At 72.4% G+C, this 20,763-nt stretch carries 15 protein-coding genes; 8 read left to right on the plus strand and 7 right to left on the minus strand.

What is annotated here, in order from left to right:
* Window positions 1–57 precede the first annotated feature (57 nt).
* Window positions 58–2,067 carry a beta-galactosidase gene (locus ABD830_RS31475; RefSeq protein ID WP_344995350.1) on the minus strand — a complete coding sequence of 670 codons (2,010 nt, stop codon included), beginning with the start codon at window positions 2,065–2,067 and terminating at the stop codon, window positions 58–60.
* A 177-nt stretch (window positions 2,068–2,244) separates the two neighbouring features.
* Between ABD830_RS31475 and ABD830_RS31480 the strand changes: the two genes are divergently transcribed.
* From ABD830_RS31480 to ABD830_RS31505, 6 genes are all read left to right on the plus strand, one after another.
* Complete coding sequence (locus ABD830_RS31480; RefSeq protein WP_344995353.1) at window positions 2,245–3,561, plus strand: ABC transporter substrate-binding protein; 1,317 nt, start codon at window positions 2,245–2,247, stop codon at window positions 3,559–3,561.
* Window positions 3,558–4,442 carry a carbohydrate ABC transporter permease gene (locus ABD830_RS31485; protein WP_344995356.1) on the plus strand — a complete coding sequence of 295 codons (885 nt, stop codon included), beginning with the start codon at window positions 3,558–3,560 and terminating at the stop codon, window positions 4,440–4,442. Before ABD830_RS31480 ends, ABD830_RS31485 begins: the two co-directional genes overlap by 4 nt.
* On the plus strand, window positions 4,442–5,299 hold the full coding sequence (locus ABD830_RS31490; RefSeq protein ID WP_344995359.1) for a carbohydrate ABC transporter permease: 858 nt from the start codon (window positions 4,442–4,444) through the stop codon (window positions 5,297–5,299). The genes ABD830_RS31485 and ABD830_RS31490 overlap by 1 nt, the downstream gene beginning before the upstream one ends.
* Window positions 5,296–6,291, plus strand: coding sequence for a LacI family DNA-binding transcriptional regulator (locus ABD830_RS31495; protein ID WP_344995362.1), 996 nt, complete (start codon window positions 5,296–5,298; stop codon window positions 6,289–6,291). Before ABD830_RS31490 ends, ABD830_RS31495 begins: the two co-directional genes overlap by 4 nt.
* Before the next feature lie 21 nt (window positions 6,292–6,312).
* Window positions 6,313–6,963: a nitroreductase family protein gene (locus tag ABD830_RS31500; RefSeq protein WP_344995365.1), complete on the plus strand. Its 651-nt coding sequence runs from the start codon at window positions 6,313–6,315 to the stop codon at window positions 6,961–6,963.
* Between the two features lie 110 nt (window positions 6,964–7,073).
* Window positions 7,074–7,904 (plus strand): SAM-dependent methyltransferase, encoded by an 831-nt coding sequence (locus ABD830_RS31505; protein WP_344995368.1) that lies wholly within the window; start codon window positions 7,074–7,076, stop codon window positions 7,902–7,904.
* On the opposite strand, the gene ABD830_RS31510 is transcribed toward ABD830_RS31505, so the two are convergent.
* From ABD830_RS31510 to ABD830_RS31530, 5 genes are all read right to left on the minus strand, one after another.
* A complete protein-coding gene (locus ABD830_RS31510) occupies window positions 7,901–9,286 on the minus strand; it encodes a GH1 family beta-glucosidase (RefSeq protein ID WP_344995371.1) in 1,386 nt (461 codons plus the stop codon). The genes ABD830_RS31505 and ABD830_RS31510 overlap by 4 nt on opposite strands.
* 18 nt (window positions 9,287–9,304) lie before the next feature.
* The gene (yicI, locus tag ABD830_RS31515; RefSeq protein WP_344995374.1) at window positions 9,305–11,590 is read right to left on the minus strand and encodes an alpha-xylosidase; all 2,286 of its coding nucleotides are present in this window, start codon (window positions 11,588–11,590) and stop codon (window positions 9,305–9,307) included.
* Window positions 11,587–13,572 carry a beta-galactosidase gene (locus tag ABD830_RS31520; RefSeq protein ID WP_344995377.1) on the minus strand — a complete coding sequence of 662 codons (1,986 nt, stop codon included), beginning with the start codon at window positions 13,570–13,572 and terminating at the stop codon, window positions 11,587–11,589. The genes yicI and ABD830_RS31520 overlap by 4 nt, the downstream gene beginning before the upstream one ends.
* 19 nt (window positions 13,573–13,591) lie before the next feature.
* Window positions 13,592–14,644, minus strand: coding sequence for a LacI family DNA-binding transcriptional regulator (locus ABD830_RS31525; protein WP_344995380.1), 1,053 nt, complete (start codon window positions 14,642–14,644; stop codon window positions 13,592–13,594).
* Between the two features lie 168 nt (window positions 14,645–14,812).
* Window positions 14,813–16,588, minus strand: coding sequence for an aldehyde ferredoxin oxidoreductase C-terminal domain-containing protein (locus ABD830_RS31530; protein ID WP_344995383.1), 1,776 nt, complete (start codon window positions 16,586–16,588; stop codon window positions 14,813–14,815).
* Between the two features lie 136 nt (window positions 16,589–16,724).
* Between ABD830_RS31530 and ABD830_RS31535 the strand changes: the two genes are divergently transcribed.
* Complete coding sequence (locus ABD830_RS31535; protein WP_344995386.1) at window positions 16,725–19,295, plus strand: beta-glucosidase family protein; 2,571 nt, start codon at window positions 16,725–16,727, stop codon at window positions 19,293–19,295.
* A 63-nt stretch (window positions 19,296–19,358) separates the two neighbouring features.
* The gene (locus ABD830_RS31540) at window positions 19,359–20,330 is read left to right on the plus strand and encodes a glycosyltransferase family 2 protein (RefSeq protein WP_344995389.1); all 972 of its coding nucleotides are present in this window, start codon (window positions 19,359–19,361) and stop codon (window positions 20,328–20,330) included.
* 9 nt (window positions 20,331–20,339) lie between these two features.
* Here the strand turns inward: ABD830_RS31540 and ABD830_RS31545 are convergent, their stop codons facing one another.
* On the minus strand, window positions 20,340–20,705 hold the full coding sequence (locus ABD830_RS31545; RefSeq protein WP_344995392.1) for a hypothetical protein: 366 nt from the start codon (window positions 20,703–20,705) through the stop codon (window positions 20,340–20,342).
* Window positions 20,706–20,763: the final 58 nt, after the last annotated feature.

A 20,763-nucleotide genomic window follows, 5' to 3' on the forward strand; every position in this document is an offset into this window, starting at 1 on the left:
ACCGAATTAGTCAGCCCTGGCCAACAATCTCAGCCCTCCACACCGTGAAACCAGGTCTCAAGGGGCCAGGGCGATGACCGTGACCGCGCCGGGCGCGACGGTGACCGGCCCGTCGTGGTGTACGCCGTCGAACACGCTCGTCCCGCTCACCCCCTCGACCGTCACGGGCTCCTCGCCGTGGTTGATCAGGAAGACGTGGTCGCCCCGGCGTACCAGCTCCAGGGTGTCGGGGAGGCCGCGGGGCCGGGACACGTTCGCGTGGTCGAGCACCTGGCCGAGCAGCTCGCGCAGGCCGGCGACGGGAGCGGTCGCGAGGTACCAGGCGGTGCCCGCGCCGAGATCGTGGCGGGTGAAGGCGGGGTGCCCGGCGTCGGGCCCGGTGGCGAAGTCGCGTACGGCGACCGCACCGGCCGGGCGGACCCGCTCCGACCAGACGCGGGCCATGTCGCCGCCACTGCCACTGCCGCCGCCACTGCCGCCGCCGGTCAGCGCCACCGTCTCGTGCTCGCGCAGCGGGTGGAACTCCTCGATCGACAGGCCCAGCAGCTCGCGCAGCGCGCCGGGGTGGGCGCCCGGGTGGATGGTGTCGTGCTCGTCCACGATGCCGGAGAAGTACGACACGAGCAGGGTGCCGCCCGCTTCGACGTACCGGTGGAGGTTCTTGGCGGACGCCTCGGTCAGCAGGTACGAGCTGGGCGCCACCACCATCCGATATCTCGAAATATCGGCGGAAGGGTGGACGAAGTCCACCGTCACGTGCTCCCGCCACAGCGCCTCGTAGAAGGCGTCCACCCGCTCCCTGAACGTCAGATCGACCGACGGCCGCCAGTCCAGCTCGAGCGCCCAGTACGACTCCCAGTCCCAGACCACCGCGACCTCGGCCCGCACCCGGCTCCCCTGAAGGCCGGCGAGCCTGCGCAGGTCGGCGCCGAGCCGGACCACCTCGCGCCACTGCCCGGAATCGGTCCCGGCGTGCGGCACCATCCCGGAATGGAACTTCTCGGCCCCGAAGCGCGAGGCCCTGAACTGGAAGAACAGCACGCTGTCGGAGCCACGCGCCACGTGCGCGAGGCTGTTGCGGCGCATCTCGCCGGGCCGCTTGGCGATGTTGCGCGGCTGCCAGTTCACCGCGCCCGCCGAGTGCTCCATGAGCATCCACGGCGCGCCGCCCGCCACCGAGCGGGCGAGGTCGGCGGACATGGCCAGGTCGATGTGGTTGTCGGGCCGCTCGGCCTTCAGGTAGTGGTCGTTGGCGATCACGTCCAGCTCGCGCGCCCACTGCCACAGGTCGGCGGACTTGCAGTTCACGGTGCCCGCGAAGTTCGTGGTGACGGGGATGCCGGGGGTGAGCTCGCGCAGGATGTCGCGCTGGAGCGCGTAGTGCTCGCGGTGCTGGCCGTCGCTGAAGCGGGCGTAGTCGAGGCGCTGGGCCGGGTTGACGGCCGTGTGGTTGAAGCGGGGCGCGTCGATCTCCGCCCAGTCGGTGTACGTCTGGCCCCAGAACGTGGCACCCCAGGCGTCGTTCAATGCCGAAATATCGCGATATTGAGCGCGGAGCCATGCGCGCCACGCCGCCACGCTGTGCTCGCAGTAACACTCGCCGAGCGGCGCCCCGTACTCGTTGTGCACGTGCCACATGACCACGGCCGGATGCCCGCGATAGTGCTCGCCCAGCGCGCGCACCAGCCGCGCGGTCGCCTCGCGGAAGGCCGGGGCGCTGGAGCAGGCGCTCTGCCTGCCGCCGAACCCGATCCGCGTCCCTTCCCTGGTCACCGGCAGCACATCAGGATATTTCCGAATGAACCAGGCGGGCGGGGCGGCGGTCGGCGTGGCCAGGTCCACCGCGACCCCGCCCTCGTGCAGCCGGTCCACGATCTCGTCCAGCCAGCCGAACTCGTAGCGCCCCTCCGCGGGCTCCATCAGCGCCCACGAGAACAGGCCCAGGCTGACCAGGTTCACCCCGGCCTCGCGCATCAGGGCCACGTCCTCCTCCAGGACCTCGCGCGGCCACTGCTCCGGGTTGTAGTCACCGCCAAAGGCGATACCGGCAGGACGCTCCGGGTACATCCATCCCCCTTGAAGAAGCTCTGTGAACGTGCACAGTAGCGGTCACCCGGCACCTACGGGAAGCCGCCGCCGACCTCACCCGATAATGGCTGATTAACGAGAACATAACGACCCCTTGACGGGTGTTTCGCGCCTGTTTCACTCTGTGCACGTTCACAGAACCTTCTGGAGGTACGCATGCGCGCCAACCGCCTCGGAGCCGCACTGGCCGTCGTGCTCACGGCCACTCTCGCGAGCTGCGGGTCCAGCGAGCCCGCCCAGAGCACCGAGGCGGCGCAGAGCCCCACGGCCGCCGCCAAGGGACCGGTCAAGCTGACGTACTGGACCTGGGCCCCCAACATGGACAAGATCGCCGCGGTCTGGAACCAGGCGCACCCGGACATCCAGGTCACGGTCAGCAAGCAGGCGGGCGGCGACGACGCGGCGGCCAAGTTCCTCACCGCGGCCAAGGCGGGCAACCCGCCGGACCTCGTGCAGGCCGAGTACCAGCACCTGCCCTCGTTCGTCGCCGCCGACGCGGTGGCCGACCTCAAGGCCGAGACCGCCTCGGTCAAGGGCGAGTTCGCGCAGGGCCTGTGGAGCCTGGTCACGCTGGGCACGGAGGGCGTGTACGGGATCCCGCAGGACAGCGGCCCGATGATGCTCTTCTACCGCAAGGACCTGTTCGACAAGTACGGCCTCGCGGTCCCGAAGACCTGGCAGGAGTACGCCGACGCCGCGCGCACCGTGCACAAGAAGGACCCGAAGGCGTACCTCGGCACGTTCTCCAGCAAGGATCCGGGAGCGTTCACGGGCCTGGCGCAGCAGGCCGGCGCCCAGTGGTGGTCGATCAGCGGCGAGTCGTGGAAGGTCAACATCGCCGACGAGGCCACCAAGAAGGTCGCCGACTACTGGGGCGGGCTGGTGAAGGAGGGCGTCATCGACGACATGCCGTTCTTCACCCCCGAGTGGAACAAGGCGCTCAACGACGGCAAGCTGCTGACCTGGCCGTCGGCGGTCTGGGCGCCGGGCGTGCTGTCGAGCAACGCGCCCAAGGCCAAGGGCAAGTGGGCCGCCGCACCGCTGCCGCAGTGGAACGCGGGCGAGAACTTCAGCGGCTTCTGGGGCGGTTCATCCACGGCCGTGTCCGCCAAGACGCCGAACAAGGCCGCCGCCGCCCAGTTCGCCACCTGGATGAACACCGACCCCGCCGCCTTGGACCTGCTGGTCAAGGAGGCCGCCATCTACCCGGCCGCCACCAAGGCCCAGTCGGCGCTCGGCCAGGCGCCCGACTACTTCTCCAACCAGCCCGACTTCTGGCAGCAGGCCGCCGCCGTCTCCGCCGTCGCCCGCGGCTTCACCTTCGGACCGAACGTCGGCGTGACGTACAACGCCTTCAAGGACAACTTCGACAAGGCAGTGCAGAACAAGACGTCGTTCTCCGACGCGATCCAGGCCATGCAGGACGCGACCGTCGCCGACATGCGCAAGTCCGGATTCCAGATCGCCTCATGAAGAGGTCGGAGAGGGGGGCGTGGCCGTACCTGTTCCTGACCCCCGCGATCGTGCTGTTCACGCTCTTCCTCGCGGTGCCCATCGGGTACACCGTCTGGCTGGCGATGCGCCGTACCAAGGTGTCCGGGCTCGGGCTGGGCAGGGGCGCGCGGAAGGAGGTCTTCGTCGGGTTCGACAACTTCTCCGCCGCCCTGTCCGACCCTGAGTTGTGGCACGGCTGGCTGCGCGTGCTCGGCTACGGCGCGCTGGTGCTGGTCGTGATGCTGGGACTGGCCCTGCTGTTCGCGCTGCTGCTGGACTCGGCGCGGGTGCGGCTGGCCCGATTCTCGAGGATCGCGATCTTCCTGCCGTACGCGGTGCCGGGCGTGGCCGCCACGCTGCTGTGGGGGTTCCTCTACCTGCCCTCGCTCAGTCCCATCAGGGACGTCCTGGACATCGACTTCCTCGGGGCGAGCACCGTCACGTACTCCATGGCGAACGTGGCGGTGTGGGGCGGGACCGGCTTCAACATGCTCGTGCTCTACACCACGCTCCGGGCGATCCCGCGCGACCTGTACGAGGCGGCGCGGCTGGACGGCGCCTCCGAGCTCCAGATCGCCCTGCGGGTGAAGATCCCGATCCTCACCCCGGCGATCATCCTGACCACCGTCTTCTCGATCATCGCGACCATCCAGGTGTTCACCGAGCCCACCACGCTGCGGCCGCTGACCAACACCATCAGCTCCACGTGGAGCCCGCTCATGAAGGTCTACCGCGACGCGTTCGTCACCGGCGACCTGTACTCGGCCGCCGCCACCTCGATCGTCATCGCGGCGATCTCGCTCGTCCTGTCGTTCGGGTTCCTGCGCGTGGTCCGCAACCACGCCTTCGGGGAGAGCTGATGGCCACGACACACCGCGCGACGGCCGCGCGCAGGCCGTGGGGAGTGGCCCCGACCGGGCTGCTCCTGCTCGGCGCGATCTACTGCCTGTTCCCGGTGCTCTGGGTGCTGATCGCGGCGACCAAGTCGCCGGGTGAGCTGTTCACCACCTCGACGCTGGCCTTCGGCACCGGCTTCGCCGACAACGTGACCCAGCTGTTCGCCTACCGGGACGGGGTGTTCTGGCTGTGGGCGGCCAACACCCTGCTGTACGCGGGCGGCGGCGCGCTGCTGTCGACCGCGGTCTCGGCGATCTCGGGGTACGCGCTGGCGAAGTTCCGCTTCCCCGGCCGCAACCTCATCTTCAAGCTGCTCATCGGCGGCATCCTCGTGCCGGCCGTGGTGCTGGCGATCCCGCAGTACCTGCTGTTCTCCAAGGTCGGGCTGGCCGACACCTACTGGGCCGTCCTGCTGCCGCAGATCCTGCACCCGTACAGCATCTATCTGGCCCGCATCTACGCCACGGCGGCCATCCCCGACTCGCTGCTGGAGGCGGGGCGGATCGACGGGGCGACCGAGTGGCGGCTGATGTACCGGGTGGCGGTGCCGCTGATGGTGCCGGGCATGGTGACGATCTTCCTGTTCCAGTTCGTGGCCATCTGGAACAACTTCCTGCTGCCGTTCATCATGCTCGGCGACGACGGCAAGTTCCCGCTCACGGTGGGCCTCTACACGCTGCTGGCCGCCGGGGCGAACCAGCCCTCCCTCTACAACCTGATCCTCACGGGCGCACTGCTGTCCATCGTGCCGTTGATCGCGCTCTTCCTCACCATGCAGCGATACTGGAAGACCGATCTTTCCTCCGGAGCGGTGAAATGAAGCGCCCAACGATCCACGACGTCGCCGCCGCCGCGGGCGTGTCACGCGGCACGGTCTCCCGGCTGCTCAACGGCGACAAGTACGTGAGCCCGGCGGCGCGCGTGGCCATCGAGCGGGCCATCTCGGAGACCGGCTACGTGGTCAACCGGGCCGCCCGCAGCCTCGTCACCCAGCGCACCGGGTCGGTCGTGATGGTGCTGTCGGAGCCGCACGAGAAGCTGTTCGAGGACCCCAACTACAGCACGACCATCCGGGTCGCCATCAGGATGCTGGCCGAGCGCGACCTGTCACTGGTGATGATGCTGGCGGGCGACGAGGGCGACCGCGAGCGGGTGGTCCGCTACGTCCGGGGCGGCCACGCCGACGGGGTGCTGCTGCTCTCGACGCACGCCGGCGACCCGTTCGTCGACGCGCTGCAGTCGGGGCCGCCCGCGGTCTCCTGCGGTGCCGTCATCGGCCGCGAGAGCGTCATCCCGTACGCGGCTGCCGACGAGCGCCTGGGCGGCCGCCAGATGACCGAGTACTTCGTGAGCCAGGGCCGCAGGCGCATCGCCATGATCACCGGCCCGATGGACACGCCCGGCGGCATCCAGCGCCTCGAAGGCTTCGCCGACGTGCTGGGCCGCAAGGCGTCCAAGAAGCTGATCGCGCACGGGGACTGGACGCAGGCCAGCGGCGAGCGGGCCATGGCCGAGCTGCTGGCCCGCACGCCCGACATCGACGCCGTCTTCGTGGCCTCGGACCTGATGGCCGCGGGCGCCCTGGCCGCGCTGCGCGCCGCCGGGCGCAGGGTGCCGGACGACGTGGCGGTGGGCGGCTTCGACGACTCGTCGGTGGCCCTCTCGACGCACCCGCCGCTGACCACGATCCGCCAGCCGCTGGCGGAGGTGGCCCAGGAGACGGTACGCCTGCTGCTCGCGCTCATCGACGGCGCGAAGCACGTGGACCCGGTGATACTGCCCACGGAGCTGGTGATCCGCGATTCCGCCTGACCCTGTTGGCATCATGGCCCTATGGCGATCAACGAACTGAGCCCCGACGAGCTGCTCACCACCACCCGCAGCGTGCGCAAGCGCCTCGACCTCACCCGTCCCGTCTCCATGGACCTGGTGCGCGAGTGCCTGGAGGTCGCGCTCCAGGCGCCCACCGGCGGCAACCGGCAGGGCTGGCACTGGATCGTGGTGACCGACCCCGAGCTGCGCGGGACGATCGGCGACTACTACGCCCGCTCGCTGCGGACCTACTTCGAGTCCGGCGCCGCCGCCGGTTCGCAGTTCCAGGACGACCCGGCCAGGGCGGCGACGCAGCAGCGCGTGTCCGAGAGCGCCGCCTACCTGGGCGAGCACATGGGCGACGTGCCGGTGCTGGTGATCGGCTGCATCACGCTGCCGGGCGGCGGCCTGCCGCAGGGCAATCAGGCGGGTCTGTGGGGGTCGCTGCTCCCCGCCGCCTGGAGCTACATGCTCGCCGCCCGGGCCCGCGGGCTCGGCACGGCCTGGACGACGCTGCACCTGGCGTACGAGAGCGAGATCGCCGAGCTGCTCGGCATCCCGGACGACGTCCGCCAGGGCGTGCTCATCCCGACCGCCCACTACCTCGGTGAGACGTTCGGGCCCGCGGGGCGGCAGCCGCTCGACGAGGTGCTGCACGTCGATCGCTGGTAGGCGCGCGGCCCAGAGAGGACGGCGCCTCCTCACACGTGATGAAATGTCCGCAGAAATCGGGGATTCGGAAAATAGGATCACGGATCTAGCCACCGACCGAGGAGCCGACAGTGCCCGAGAGCGAGCAGGAGCGCGCGCCCCGCGGGATCGACACGACCAAGCCCAGTGTCTCCCGCGTCTACGACTACATGCTCGGCGGCAAGGACAACTACGAGATAGACCGTCAGGTGGCCGCGGCCGCGCTGAAGATCGCTCCTGACGCGCGCGAGGCGGCCAGGGCGAACCGGGAGTTCCTGCGGCGCACGGTCCACCACCTGGCGGCCGAGGCGGGGATCCGCCAGTTCCTGGACATCGGCTCGGGCCTGCCCACCCAGGGCAACGTGCACGAGATCGCCCAGGCGGTCGCCCCGCAGTCGAGGGTCGTGTACGTCGACCACGACCCGATCGTGCTCGTGCACGGCCGGGCCCTGCTCGCCGTGGACGCCAGCACCACGATCGTCGAGGCCGACGCCCGCGAGCCGGAGAAGATCCTCGAGGACCCGAAGACGCGCTCCCTGATCGACTTCGACCAGCCGGTCGGGCTGCTGATGTTCGGGATCCTGCACCACCTGGCCGACGACGAGGACCCGGCCGGCGTCGCGGCCGCCCTGCTCCGGCCGCTCGCCTCGGGCAGCCACATGGTGATCTCGCACTTCCATAACCCGGGCGAGGCGCGTCCCGAGGTGTCGGAGCAGGCGTACGAGGCGGAGAGGATCTTCAACGAGCACCTCGGCACCGGCCGGTGGCGCACCCGGAAGGAGATCCTCTCCTACTTCGACGGCCTCGAACTGCTGGAGCCCGGCCTGGTGCCGCTGCCCGAGTGGCGCCCGGGCAGTGACGACCGCGCCACGCCGGGCATCACGTACCACACCTTCGTCGGGGGCGTGGCACGCAAACCCTAGCCGGGCAGCTTGCCGGCGGCGACCACGTCGCGGTACCAGTGGGCGCTGTCCTTCCAGACGCGCTCCAGCGTGCCGGGCTCCACGCGGACGATGCCGAACCGCTTGGAGTACCCGTGCGCCCACTCGAAGTTGTCCATGAGCGACCACACGAAGTATCCGCGCACGTCCGCCCCGGCCGAGATCGCCTCGGCCACGGCGGTCAGGTGCCGGTGGAGGTAGTCGACGCGCCGCTCGTCGTGGACCCGCCCGTTGGGCGTCACGACGTCGGCGAACGCGGCGCCGTTCTCGGTGATCATCGTGGGCATGGCGGGGTAGTCACGGTGCAGCCGCAGCAGCAGCTCGGTCAGGCCGGTCTCGTCGATGTTCCACCCCATCTCGGTGTACGGGCCCGGCTGCTGGACGAACTCGACGTTCTCGCACGCGATCCACGGCGAGGCGGCCCCGTCCTGGTGCCCGTCGGCGGTCGACCGGTCGGAGGAACCGTCCCACCGGCGCACGAGCGTGGGGTTGTAGTAGTTGACCCCCAGCACGTCCAGCGGCTGGCACGCGGCGGCCTCGTCGCCGTCGCGCACGAACGACCAGTCGGTCACCGACGCGGTGTCGGCGATGAGGTCGCGCGGGTAGGCGCCCTCCAGCATGGGGCCGAGGAAGGCCCGGTTGGCCAGCGCGTCCACCTGCCGCACGGCGTCGGCGTCGGCCTCGGACACGCCGCGAACGTGGTGCAGGTTGAGCGTGACCGACATCTGCGCGGCCGGGTCGACGACCGCGCGCAGCGCCTGGACGGCCAGGCCGTGGCCGAGGTTGAGGTGGTGCACTGCGGCCAGCGCGGCGGCGGGCTCGGTCCTGCCGGGGGCGTGCACGCCGGAGGCGTAGCCCAGGTAGGCCGAGCACCACGGCTCGTTCAGGGTGATCCAGGTGCGCACGCGGTCGCCGATCGTCTCGCCCATGAGGGCCGCGTACTCGGCGAAGCGGTAGGCGGTGTCGCGGGTGACCCAGCCGCCCGCGTCCTCCAGCTCCTGCGGCAGGTCCCAGTGGTAGAGGGTGGCGACGGGGGCGATCCCGCGGGTCAGCAGCCCGTCCACCAGCCGCTCGTAGAAGTCCAGCCCCGGCCGGTTGGCCGTGCCGTTCGGGCGGACGCGCGGCCAGGAGATCGAGAACCGGTACGCGCCCACGCCCAGGGCGGAGAGGATGTCCAGATCCTCCTCCAGCCGGTGGTAGTGGTCACAGGCCACGTCGCCGGTGTCGCCACCCGCCACCAGACCCGGGGTGTGGGAGAAGGTGTCCCAGATCGACGGGCCGCGGCCGTCCTCGTTCCAGGCGCCCTCCACCTGGTAGGCGGCGGTGGCGGTGCCCCACACGAAGTTCTCGGGGAATGTGGGCATGCTGCTCCTTAAAGGTCCTTACAGGGTGATCTCAATGTCGTCGCCCTGGGTGGTCTCCGTCGCCTGGCGTTCTCCGAAGAGCCGCAGGCTCCAGCTCTTGGGCGCGCCCGCCACGCGCCGGGCCCGGACGCGGTCGCCCGTGCGCGACACCTCGAAGACGGCGGCTGCGCCCCCGTCGGTGGGCACGTCGGTGGGCACGTCGGGGGCAGGCACGGTGACGGTGCGGCGGGCGCCGTCGGGGAGGCGGTAGGCGTTCAGGGTGACCCCGTCGGCGTAGTCGTAGTCGGGCCGGTCCTCGCGGGCGCCCGTCGGCACCACGGCACCCGGCCGCACCAGCAGCGGCAGGCTATCGAATCCGTGCCGCTCGGTACGCCACCCGGGTCCGCTCACGCTCTCCCCGCCGAGCAGCGGCGTCCAGTCGCCTTCCGGGACGTAGTACGAAATTTCACCATCCGCCGACATGACGGGCGCCACCAGCAGGTCGGGCCCGAGCATGTACTGCGCGTCCAGATAGTCGCAGCCCCGGTCCTCGGGGAACTCCAGCCGCATGGCCCGCATCATCGGCAGCCCGTCGGTGACCGCCTCGACCGCGGCGCCGTACAGGTACGGCATGAGCCGCGCCTTCAGCCGCGTGAACGACCGCAGCACGTCCACCGACTCCTCGTCGAACAGCCACGGCACCCGGTACGAGCCGCTCCCGTGCAACCGGCTGTGCGACGACAGCAGCCCGAAGGCCACCCACCGCTTGAACACGGCCGGATCGGGCCGCCCCTCGAAACCGCCGATGTCGTGGCTCCAGAACCCGAACCCGGCCAGCCCCAGGGACAGCCCGCCCCGCAGCGACTCGGCCATCGCCTCGAACGTCGACTCGCAGTCGCCGCCCCAGTGCACCGGCAGCCGCTGCCCGCCCACCGTGGCCGAGCGGGCGAACAGCACGGGCGCGCCCCGCTCGGCCAGCACCTCGTGCACGGCCCGGTTGTAGAGCAGCGTGTAGTAGTTGTGCATGCGTTCGGGATCGGAGCCGTCGGCGTAGACCACGTCGGTGGGGATGCGTTCGCCGAAGTCGGTCTTGAACGCGTCCACCCCCATGTCGAGCAGCCCGCGCAGCTTGCCCGCGTACCACTGCCTGGCGGCCGGGGAGGTGAAGTCCACCAGCGCCCGGCCCGCCTGCCAGTGGTCGTCCTGCCAGACGGTCCCGTCGGGCCGGCGCAGCAGGTGACCCGCCTCGGCCCCCTCGTCGAACAGCCGCGACGCCTGCCCGATGTACGGGTTGATCCACAGGCAGACCCGCAGCCCCCGCTTCTTGAGCCGCCGGATCATGCCCTCGGGGTCGGGGAACACCTCCGGGTCCCACTCGAAGTCGCACCACCGGTACGGCCGCATCCAGAAGCAGTCGAAGTGGAACACGCTCAGCGGCAGGTCCCGCTCGGCCATCCCGTCCACGAACGACGTCACCGTCGCCTCGTCGTAGTCGGTGGTGAACGACGTGGACAGCCACAGCCCGAACGACCAGGCGGGCGGCAGCGCGGGACGGCCGGTCAGCGCGGTGTAGCGGCGCAGGATGTCCTTCGGCGTGGGTCCGTGGATGACGAGGTACTCGAGGTCGTGGCCCTCGACGCTGAACTGCACCTGCGACACCGACTCCGAGCCGACCTCGAACGACACGCGCCCGGGATGGTTGACGAACACGCCGTAGCCGCGGTTGGTGAGGTAGAAGGGGATGTTCTTGTAGGCGAGGTCGCTGCTGGTGCCGCCGTCCTCGTTCCAGATGTCGACGGACTGCCCGTTGCGCACGAAGGCGCCGAACCGCTCGCCCAGCCCGTACACGAGCTCCCCGGCGCCGAGGCGGAGCTGGTCGACCATGAAGTGACGGTCGTCGGCGTCACGCATGGCGGCGAGGCTCCTGCCGCCGCTGCGGGTCAGCTCGCGCCCGTCCGCGCTGAAGGTCATCTCCCACGGCGCGTCCCTGCGCACCCGCACGGTGAGCGCGCCGCTGGTCAGGCTCGCCTGCTCGCCGTCCACGGCGATGTCCACGTCCGGGGCGTCGTCGCGTACCTCGAAGGCGGGGGCGGCGGGGACGGATCCGGCGAAGTGCACCGTGCGTACGCGGATCACGTCCGGCATCGGGGACGACAGGTCCACCCGCAGCACCGGGCCGTCGAGCGTGTGGCCCCGGCGGGTGATGGGCCTGGCCGGGGCCAGGATCCGCAGCGAGCCGGCGGCCGCGGTCACGTCGTGGGCCTGCGCGGCGTAGTGGGCCCGCACCCCGGGACGCAGCCGCCAGTAGCCGTCCTTGAACTTCATGCCTCTCCTCGGACGAGGGCCGCGACGGCCTGCGGTGCCAGCGTGATCCGGCCGGCCACGGCCGATCCGGTCAGCAGGTCCGTCGCCGCGTGGGGGAGCGGCACGCGTACCGCGTCCGCGCCGTGGTTGAGCAGGAACAGGACGTCGCCGCGGCGCACCGCCTCGACACCGCGCGGCAGCTCCGGCAGCACGCCGCGCACGCCCGCGTCGGCCAGCACGCGCTCGGCCAGCTCGCCGAGCGCGTCCGGCTCGGGCATCGTGGCCACGTACCAGGCCACACCCTCCCCGGCGCGGTGCCGCAGCACCGCGGGGCCGCCCCCGGTGAACTCGGCCACCGTCTCGGCGCCCTCCGGTTCGATCAGCTCGGTCCAGGTGTGCGCGGCGAACTCCGCCCCGTCCGCCCACCGGCAGCGCACGGGTCCTTCCACGGGCTGCCACTCCTCGCCGGACGCGCCGAGCACCTCGCGCAGCGGCGCGGGAAACCGTCCGGTACGCACGTGCGCCCGCTCGTCCACGACGCCCGAGAACGGGCCCACGACCAGGACCCCGCCGCCGCGCACGTAGGCGGTCATCGCCGCGGCGTCCGCGTCGCCGAGCAGGAAGAGGTTCGGGACCACGACCAGGGCGTAACCGTCGAGCCCGGCGGACGGCGGCACCAGGTCCACGCTCACCCCGCGCTCCCAGAACGGCAGGTAGTAGGAGAAGAGCTGGTCGGTCGCGGTGAGCCGGTCACTCGGCCGGCCGCGCTCCTCCAGCGCCCACCAGCTCGGCCAGTCGAACACCATCGCCACCCGCGCTGGCACCGGCTGCCCGGCCACCTCGCGCAGCCCGCGCAGCTCCCGGCCGTGCGCGCGCACCTCGGCGTGCAGGCGGGTGTCCGCGCCCGCGTGCGGGACCATCGCGGAGTGGAAGCGCTCGGCGCCGAACCGGGAGGCCCGCCACTGGAAGTAGCACAGCCCGTCCGCGCCCCGGGCGACCGCCTGCAGCGACTCCAGCCTGAGCCGGCCGGGCGGCTTGAGCGGATTGTGCGGGCGCCAGTTGACCGCGCTCGTGGACTGCTCCATCAGCAGCCACGGCCTGCCCTTCGCGAGGCCGCGCATGAGGTCATGGGTGAGCGCGGTGCGGGCGGGCGCGAGCGGGTCGGCCGGGTCGGGGTAGTGGTCGTTGGAGACGATGTCCTCCTCCTGCGCCCACGACCAGTAGTCGACCGGTTTGAACAGGCCCATGAAGTTGGTGGTGACCGGGACGTCCGGGGTCCGCGCGCGGAGGACGTCGCGCTCGGCCCGGAAGTGGGCGAGCAGGGCGTCGGAGCAGAAGCGCCAGAAGTCCAGCTGCTGTGACGGGTTGACGATGTAGGGGGCGCGGCGGGGGGTGACGATCTCGGCCCACTCGCTGTAGCGCTGGCTCCAGAACGTGGTGCCCCAGGCCTCGTTGAGCGTGTCCAGGTCGCCGTAGCGCTCCTTCAGCCAGGCGCGGAACGCCCTGGCGGAATCGTCGCAGTGGCAGACCTGGCCGTACTCGTTGCCCACGTGCCACAGGGCCAGGGCCGGGTGGTCCGCGTACCGCTCGGCCAGGTCCTCGACCAGGGCCAGCGCGCGCTCCCGGTAGACGGGGGACGACGGGCAGAACTGGTTGCGCGAGCCGTACCAGAGGCGGTGCCCCGACTCGTCCACCGGCAGCGTCTCCGGCCACCGGTGCCCCAGCCACGGAGGCGGGGAGGCGGTCGGGGTGGCCAGGTCCACCCCGATCCCGGCCGCGCCGAGCAGGTCGAGCACCCGGTCCAGCCAGGCGAAGTCCCGCTTGCCCGGCTCGGGCTCGATCCGCGCCCAGCTGAAGACGCCGACCGTGACGAGGTTGACCCCGGCGGCCCGCATCAGCTCGGCGTCCTCCTCCCACACGTGCTCCGGCCACTGCTCGGGGTTGTAGTCGCCGCCGAACAGCAGGCCACGTCCGGCGGTGAGCGTGTGCATGCCCAATGTCACTGTCTGTCCTTTTGCGTGTTCATGGCCTCACTCCGTGAGGCGGGCTCGGTCGCCCTCGATGCCGTCGCGGCGGGGCGGAGCTGTCGCCGATCACCAGGCGGCAGGGCAGCAGCCGGTGCCGGGGCGGGCCGTCGTCCTCCAGCCGGTCGATGAGCATGCGCGCGCCGAGCCCGCCCAGCTCCGCGCTCGGCGGCTCCAGCGTGGTGAGCCGGGGATGGAACATCTCGGCGACGGCCGCCGACGACAGCGCCAGCAGCAACGTCAGGTCCTCGGGGATCCGCCACCCGCGCGCCGCCACGCCCGCGATCACACCGGCCGCCGCGTGGTCGTCCATGACCGCCAGCGCCGTCACGTCCGGATGCGCCGCGACCAGCCGGTCGAACGCCTGCCTGCCCTCCTCGGCCGAACCGGGCCGGAAGTCGTCCACGTAGCCGATCCCGGCCGCGCGGGCGGCCTCGGCGAACTCCGCCCCGGCCCGGATCGCGGGACCGTACTCTGCCGCGTACGCGTCGGCGGCGAGGTTGAAGAAGGCCAGCTTGCGATGCCCGAGCCCGGCCACGTGCGCGACGGCCTGCCTGGCCGTGGCCGCGAAGTCGATGTCGGCGTGGTCGATCGAGCTTGGGTCGCGGGTCCGCCCGATCATGCTGAACGGGATCCCGGCCTCCATGAGGAACTCCGTGCGCTCGTCGTCGAGCCCGACCTCCATCAGCAGCACGCCGTCCACCAGCCCCAGGCCGGTGAGGTGGCGCAGCTCCTCGACCGGGTCGGCGTGCTCGGGGGAGAGCAGCAGATGGTAGCCCAGCTCACGGGCCGCCTCGGCGGCGCCGGTGGCGAACTGCATCTCGGTCACCCCGAAGCCGCTGCGTGGGGCGGGGTAGAGCAGGGCGAGGATGTGGGTGCGCTTGCTCTGCAGGCCGCGGGCCAGCAGGCTCGGGCGGTATCCGAGGTCGGCCGCGGCCCGCTTGATGCGCCGCCGAGTGTCCGCCGCCACCGGACGGGTGCCGTTGAGCGCGGCGGACACGGTGCTGACCGCCACCCCCGCCCGCTCGGCCACGTCACGTATCGAAGACATCCACCTGCCGATTCCCTGGATCGAAACGTTTCGCACAAAACCTAGGCTCCGCTTTGCGGGGCTGTCAATGGGGTGAAATCGGGCGTCCTAAACCCTGCTCTTCGTGCGGAGCGATGTCTACGGCGGGGGGCTCGGGTCGATGGTGACCGGACAAGAGGTTGATCAAGCTCAGTCCCAGCCGAGTTCCTCGTAGAAGGCGTCGCGGGCGCGCCCGAACGAGGCGCGGTCCAGCACGGCCCCCCGATGGGGGCCCTCCGTGACGGGCTCGTCGTGCATCCGGGCGGGCAGCTCGTCCGGACCGCCGCCCTCGCGGGCCGCGTACGCGCGCATCGCGTCGAGCCGCGCCTGACCGGCCGCCAGCAGGTCGTCCAGGGTGAACGCGTCCCCGAGGACGGCGCTGACCAGGGCGGTCAGATGGTCGAGGGTCAGCGGGCGGGTGGGGGAGGAGGCGAAGACGCACAGGTTCAGCGCGTCGAGGCCGCTCCACAGCCGCAGCAGCCGGGCGGTGCGCCGCCCCCGCTCGGCGTCGAGCTCGGCCACCGGGGCGGGCTCGGCCCCGATCCGCGCGGCCTCGCCGAAGCTGTAGGCCAGCCCGGCGACGGGGTCGAAGTCGAGGTCGTGCTCCAGCGCGTCGTAGCGCGGCCCGCCCGGGGCGATCGCGTAGCCGAGGCCGATGCCCGGCTGGACGCGGGGGTCGAAGCAGGGCAGCTCGGCGCCCTTGACGGTCATCGCGTACGGGGCTGCGCCGGGACCGAGCGTGGCGGCCGCCCGCGCCGCGCCCTCGGCGAGCAGGTCGCCCATGGCGCCGCTGCGCGTCGCGACGTCCCCGATGAGCCCCGGCAGCGCCGCCGCGTCGCCGAACGCGGGCCCGCCGGGCAGCAGCCCGCGCTCGGCGCACTCCATGGCGAACGCCAGCGTCCCTCCGAGGGAGACCTGGTCGAGGCCGAGGTCGTTGCAGAGGGCGTTCGCGCCGAGCACGGCGTCGAGGTCGTCGATCCCGAGGTTCCACCCCAGCGACAGGAACGCCTCCTGCCCGAGCCCGCCCGTCCGCCGCTCCCCGGCGCCCGGAGGCGCGTACACCTTGAGACAGTCGTTCGGGCAGCCGGGGCAGGCGCCGGTGGTCGCCACCGCCCGGCCCTCGTAGTCCCGCGCCTCGGGAACCCGCAGGCCGGACGCGCCGGGCACCGAGAAGTTCCGCACCGAGGCGTACCCCGGGGCGGGTGGCTCCCCGACCCAACCGGCGAACCCCGGCAGCCCCGCCTGGAGCGCTGCGAGCGGGTTCGTGGTCAGCGACTCCCGGTAGTAGGCGGCGATCCTGGTGACCGCCTCGGGATCGGCCACCTCGGCGGGCGTGTCGCCCACGCACACGATCGCCTTGAGGTTCTTGGCCCCGAAGACGGCGCCGAGCCCGTACCGCCCGGCGGCGTAGGCATGGTCGGTGACCACGCTCGCGTACCGGACGAGGTTCTCCCCGGCGGGCCCGATGGCCGCGACGTGCGCGGTCTGGCCGTGCCTGGCCCGCAGCGCGTCCGTGGTGGCGGCCGTGCCCAGCCCCCGCAGCTCCTCGGCGGGGTGACAGGTGACCTCGCCGCCCTGGACGAGCAGGTAGGACAGCCGCTCGGCCCGCCCCACGACAGCCAGCGCCCTGGCGCCCGCCCCGCGCAGCCCCGCCGCGAACGGCCCGAGCGCGTGCGTCTCACCGGCCACCCCGGTCAGCGGGGACTTCGCCAGGAACACCGCCTTGGCCAGCCCGGGCGCCGCCGTCCCGCCCAGCGTCCCGGCCGCCACGTAGAGGAGGGTCCGCGGGTCGTACGGATCGAGCCCAGCGGGCGTGCGCTCGGCCATCAGCCGCAGCCCGAGAATCGACCCGCCGAAATGCCCCCGCTCGGCCGAGCGATGCTCCTTCGCCACGCTTCCGCTGGTCAGATCCACAATGAACGGCACGCCCAAGCCTCCTGGACTCGATAAGGGGATCAGGAGCGGACGACATCACATATCACCTTGCGGGCGCAAGTTTTTGCCGCAACGTAAACCGCCACTGCCTGCCGGTCCATCTCCGCCGGACCAGGGATTTGCTGCCATGGATGACATGGCGCTCACTCGGTCGCTGACCCGCCGCGACATGGCCCGGCTCCTCGGGGCGGCCGTGGCCGTCGCCGCCGCACCCGCACCGCGAACCGCCCGCCGCGCGGACGTCGCACCCGCACTGGGGCCCGACCGCCGCGCGGACGTCGACGCCCTGCTCCGGCAGCTGACGCTGGAGGAGAAGATCTCGCTGCTGCACGGCGCCCGGGACCCGGCCTCCAAGGGCCAGGCGGGCTACCTGCCCGGCGTGCCCCGCCTCGGCATCCCCGAGGTGCGCCTGGCCGACGGGCCCGCCGGGGTGCGGGTCACGGCGAGCGCCACCGCCCTGCCCGCCCCGGTCGCGCTCGCCGCGACGTTCGCCCCCGACCTCGCCAGGCGGTTCGGCGCGGTCATCGGCCGGGAGGGCCGGGCGCTGGGCATGGACGTGCTGCTGTCGCCCATGACCAACATCGTGCGGGTGCCGCAGGCGGGCAGGAACTTCGAGACGCTCGGCGAGGACCCGCTGCTGGCCGCCGCGATGGTCGCGGGCGAGGTGCGCGGCATCCAGGGCGAGGGCCTCATCGCCACGGCCAAGCACTACGCCGCCAACAACTTCGAGCATGCCCGCCAGAGCGTCGACGCCCAGGTGGACGAGCGGACCCTGCGCGAGATCTACCTGCCGGCCTTCGAGGCCGCCGTGGCGGCGGGGGTCGGCTCGGTCATGGCCGCCTACAACCGGGTCAACGGCGTGTACGCCGCCGAGAACGCGCACCTGCTGACCGAGATCCTGCGCGACGAATGGCGTTTCGCCGGCTGGGTGATGTCCGACTGGTCCGCCACGCACAGCGGCGTGCCCGCCGTCACCGCCGGGCTGGACATGGAGATGCCGTCCGGCGTCAACTTCGCCGGCCTGGCCGCCGCCGTCACCTCGGGGAAGCTGGCCGGGTCCGCGGTGGACACCGCGGTCCGCCGCGTCCTCGTCCAGCTCGACCGGTTCGGCCTGCTCGGCGGCGCCAGGCCGCGACCGGCCCTCGACCCGCGGGCGGGCGCCAGGACTGCGCGGGAGATCGCGCTGGCGGGCGCGGTGCTGCTGCGCAACGAGCGCGACCTGCTGCCGCTGGACCGCGCCGACCTGGCCGGCCTCGCCGTCATCGGCCCCACCGCGGCCCATCCGCTGGCGGGCGGCGGCGGCAGCGCCCGGGTGATCCCCGCCCACGCCGAGAGCCCGCTGGACGCCCTGCGCCGTCAGGCCGGGCCAGGCGGCCGCATCAGCTGGGCGACCGGGGTGGACCTGGAGGGCGTCCCGGTGCCGGCCTCCGCCCTTTCCCTGCGGCGCACCCCGCGGGACGGCACGCCGCAGGGCAGCACACCCCAGGGCGGCACCTCGCAGGGCGGCACCTCGCAGGCCGCCGCCCAGATCGACCACACCGGCGCGAACGCCCTGCCCCCCGGCACGTCGTGGACGTGGACGGGCACGCTGACCGCGCCCGAGACCGGCGACTACGACCTGCGCATCCAGGGCGCGGGCGGCGTGCCCGCGTTCAACGGCTCGATCTCGCTGACCGTCGGCGGCGTCAGGACCGGCTCGGTCGGCGCCCTCATCGGCGGTAACAGCAGCCTCATCGCGACCTCCGGCGGCCTGACCAACGCCGGCGGCGTCGTCCACCTGGAGTCCGGCCGGCCCACGCCGATCACCATCACGGCGACCGGCGCGCCCGGCACGCCGCTGCAGGTCAGGCTGGCCTGGATCACCCCGAGGCGCCGCCAGGAGGCGCTGCGGGAGGCCGCCGCCCTGGCCGCGGGGGCGCGGACGGCGCTCGTGTTCGCCTTCAACGAGGGCACCGAGGGTGCCGACCGGGCGAGCCTCGCCCTCGCGAAGGGCCAGGATGCGGTCATCGAGGCCGTGGCCGCCGCCAACGCCCGCACCGCCGTGGTGCTCAACACCGGCGACCCGGTGCTCATGCCCTGGCTGGAGCGCGTGCCGTCGGTCCTGCAGATGTGGTATCCGGGCCAGGAGGGCGCGGACGCCACCGCCACGCTCCTGCTCGGCGGCGCCGACCCGGGCGGCAAGCTGCCGGTGACCTTCCCCCGGCGGGCCGAGGACGCGCCCACCGCGCCGGCCGAGCGCTACCCGGGCGAGGGCGGCGTCGCCGTCTACGGCGAGGGCGTCTTCGTCGGCTACCGGCACTACGACGCCAACCACGTCGAGCCGCTCTTCCCGTTCGGGCACGGCCTGTCCTACACCCGCTTCGCGTACGGCGGCCTGTCGGTGCGGGCCGCCGGCGGCGGGCTGAGCGTGTCCTTCACCGTCACGAACACCGGCCGCCGGGAGGGCACCGAGGTGGCGCAGGTCTACCTCGGTCCGCCGCCGCGTCCGCCGGTCCCGATGCCGCCGCGGGCGCTGGCCGGGTTCGCCCGGGTGCGGCTGCGGCCGGGCGAGCGGCGCCGCCTCACCGTGACGGTGTCCCGGCGCGCGCTGCAGTACTGGTCGGACGGCCGATGGGTGCTCGCGGGCGGCCGCCGTACGGTCCACGTCGGGTCCTCCTCCAGGGACCTGCGCCTGCGGCAGGAGGTGGCCGTCCGATGATGCGCGGAGGGGGCGCTCTGCGAGATCATTGAGACCCCCCGGGACTCGCGAAGGGTTGACTCCGTGACGAGAGTTTCGCTGATCGTGCCGTGCTACAACGCGAGCAGGACCCTGCGTCTGTGCCTGGAGTCCGTGCTGTCCCAGACCCGGCTGCCCGACGAGATCGTCGTGGTGGACGACGCCAGCGACGACGGCTCTCCGGCCATCGCCGAGGAGCTCGGCTGCCGCGTCGTACGGCTGCCCGCCAACCGCGGCGTCTCGGCGGCCAGGAACGCCGGGGTGGAGAGCACCACCGGCGACGTGATCTTCTTCCTCGACAGCGACGTGGCGTTGGGGCCGGACGCGGTCGCCAACGCCGTGCGGCTGCTGGAGGACGATCCCGGTCTCGGCTGTGTGCACGGCGTCTACGACACCGAGCCGCTCATCGACGACGGCCCCGTCGAGCGCTACCGCCTCCTCCACCAGGTCCACTGGCGGCGCAGGCATCTCGGCGAGGTCAACAGCGTCGTGTTCGCGCTGGCCGCGATCCGCCGCGCGGTGTGGCTGGAGGCGGGCCGGCTCGACGAGGGCCTGCGTGACAGCGAGGACGTCGAGTACAGCAGCCGCCTGGCCGTGCGCACGCGGATCCTGCTGAGCGACGCCGTGATGGGCCGCCACGACGAGGGCCACCGGTTCCTGCCGGTCCTCGCCGAGCAGTGGCGGCGCGCCCTGCCGCTGATCCCGCTCGCGCTGGCCACGGCCAGGCGCGGCGCCGCCAAGCCGGAGAACGCCAACAGCCGGGCCGGCATCCTCGCCTGCGCGCTCGCACTGGCCTGCCTGCCGCTGGCGCTGCTGCATCCGGCGCTGCTCCTGGTGCCGGTGGCGCTGGTCGGGTGGTTCGTGGTGGCGGACCCCGAGCTGCTGCGATTCGTGCACCGGCAGCGCGGGGCGGCCTTCACGGCCTTCTTCATGGCCGTCCACCTGGCGGTCCACGTGGTGCTCGTCACGGGCCTGGCGGTGGGCTCCCTGCGCGTGCTCAGGAGAGCCCCCGCCTGACGGCGCGGGTCACTCGGCGTCGCGCGCCGGAACGTCCGCGACGACGGCCCTGATCCACGACGCCACCACCCGTCCGAGCAGCGAACGAGGCGCCAGGGCGCCGGCCGTGCCCTGTCCGGCGGAGATGAGCGTCACCGTCCGGGTGACCTGTCCCGCGACCAGGCAGGTCGTGGTCGCGGCGCCGAGGACGACCCACAGGTCGTATCCCTGGGGGAGCAACATGAGCACGAATGTCACGTACGTCACCAGTACGCCCACGAAAACGACCACCCAGGCAGCGCGCTGCTCCCTGAGGGGGCGGCCACCGGACGGCTGCGCGGCCCGGCGAGGGGCACGCCCGCGGCTCCTGGCGGAAGGTGCGGTCGACGTCGCCATGAGCGACCTCCTTGATCCTTGTCGACTCCAGGTGGGAGCGCCGAATGCGGAACGGCCG

The sequence above is a fragment of the Nonomuraea helvata genome (genome assembly GCF_039535785.1).
Lineage (GTDB): Bacteria > Actinomycetota > Actinomycetes > Streptosporangiales > Streptosporangiaceae > Nonomuraea > Nonomuraea helvata.

Excerpts from the sequence above, each read along its gene's own strand:
- ABD830_RS31475 (WP_344995350.1), bottom strand. The coding sequence starts at position 2,067 with ATGTACCCGGAGCGTCCTGCCGGTATCGCCTTTGGCGGTGACTACAAC.
- ABD830_RS31480 (WP_344995353.1), top strand. The coding sequence starts at position 2,245 with ATGCGCGCCAACCGCCTCGGAGCCGCACTGGCCGTCGTGCTCACGGCC.
- ABD830_RS31485 (WP_344995356.1), top strand. The coding sequence starts at position 3,558 with ATGAAGAGGTCGGAGAGGGGGGCGTGGCCGTACCTGTTCCTGACCCCC.
- ABD830_RS31490 (WP_344995359.1), top strand. The coding sequence starts at position 4,442 with ATGGCCACGACACACCGCGCGACGGCCGCGCGCAGGCCGTGGGGAGTG.
- ABD830_RS31495 (WP_344995362.1), top strand. The coding sequence starts at position 5,296 with ATGAAGCGCCCAACGATCCACGACGTCGCCGCCGCCGCGGGCGTGTCA.
- ABD830_RS31500 (WP_344995365.1), top strand. The coding sequence starts at position 6,313 with ATGGCGATCAACGAACTGAGCCCCGACGAGCTGCTCACCACCACCCGC.
- ABD830_RS31510 (WP_344995371.1), bottom strand. The coding sequence starts at position 9,286 with ATGCCCACATTCCCCGAGAACTTCGTGTGGGGCACCGCCACCGCCGCC.
- yicI (WP_344995374.1), bottom strand. The coding sequence starts at position 11,590 with ATGAAGTTCAAGGACGGCTACTGGCGGCTGCGTCCCGGGGTGCGGGCC.
- ABD830_RS31525 (WP_344995380.1), bottom strand. The coding sequence starts at position 14,644 with ATGTCTTCGATACGTGACGTGGCCGAGCGGGCGGGGGTGGCGGTCAGC.
- ABD830_RS31535 (WP_344995386.1), top strand. The coding sequence starts at position 16,725 with ATGGATGACATGGCGCTCACTCGGTCGCTGACCCGCCGCGACATGGCC.
- ABD830_RS31545 (WP_344995392.1), bottom strand. The coding sequence starts at position 20,705 with ATGGCGACGTCGACCGCACCTTCCGCCAGGAGCCGCGGGCGTGCCCCT.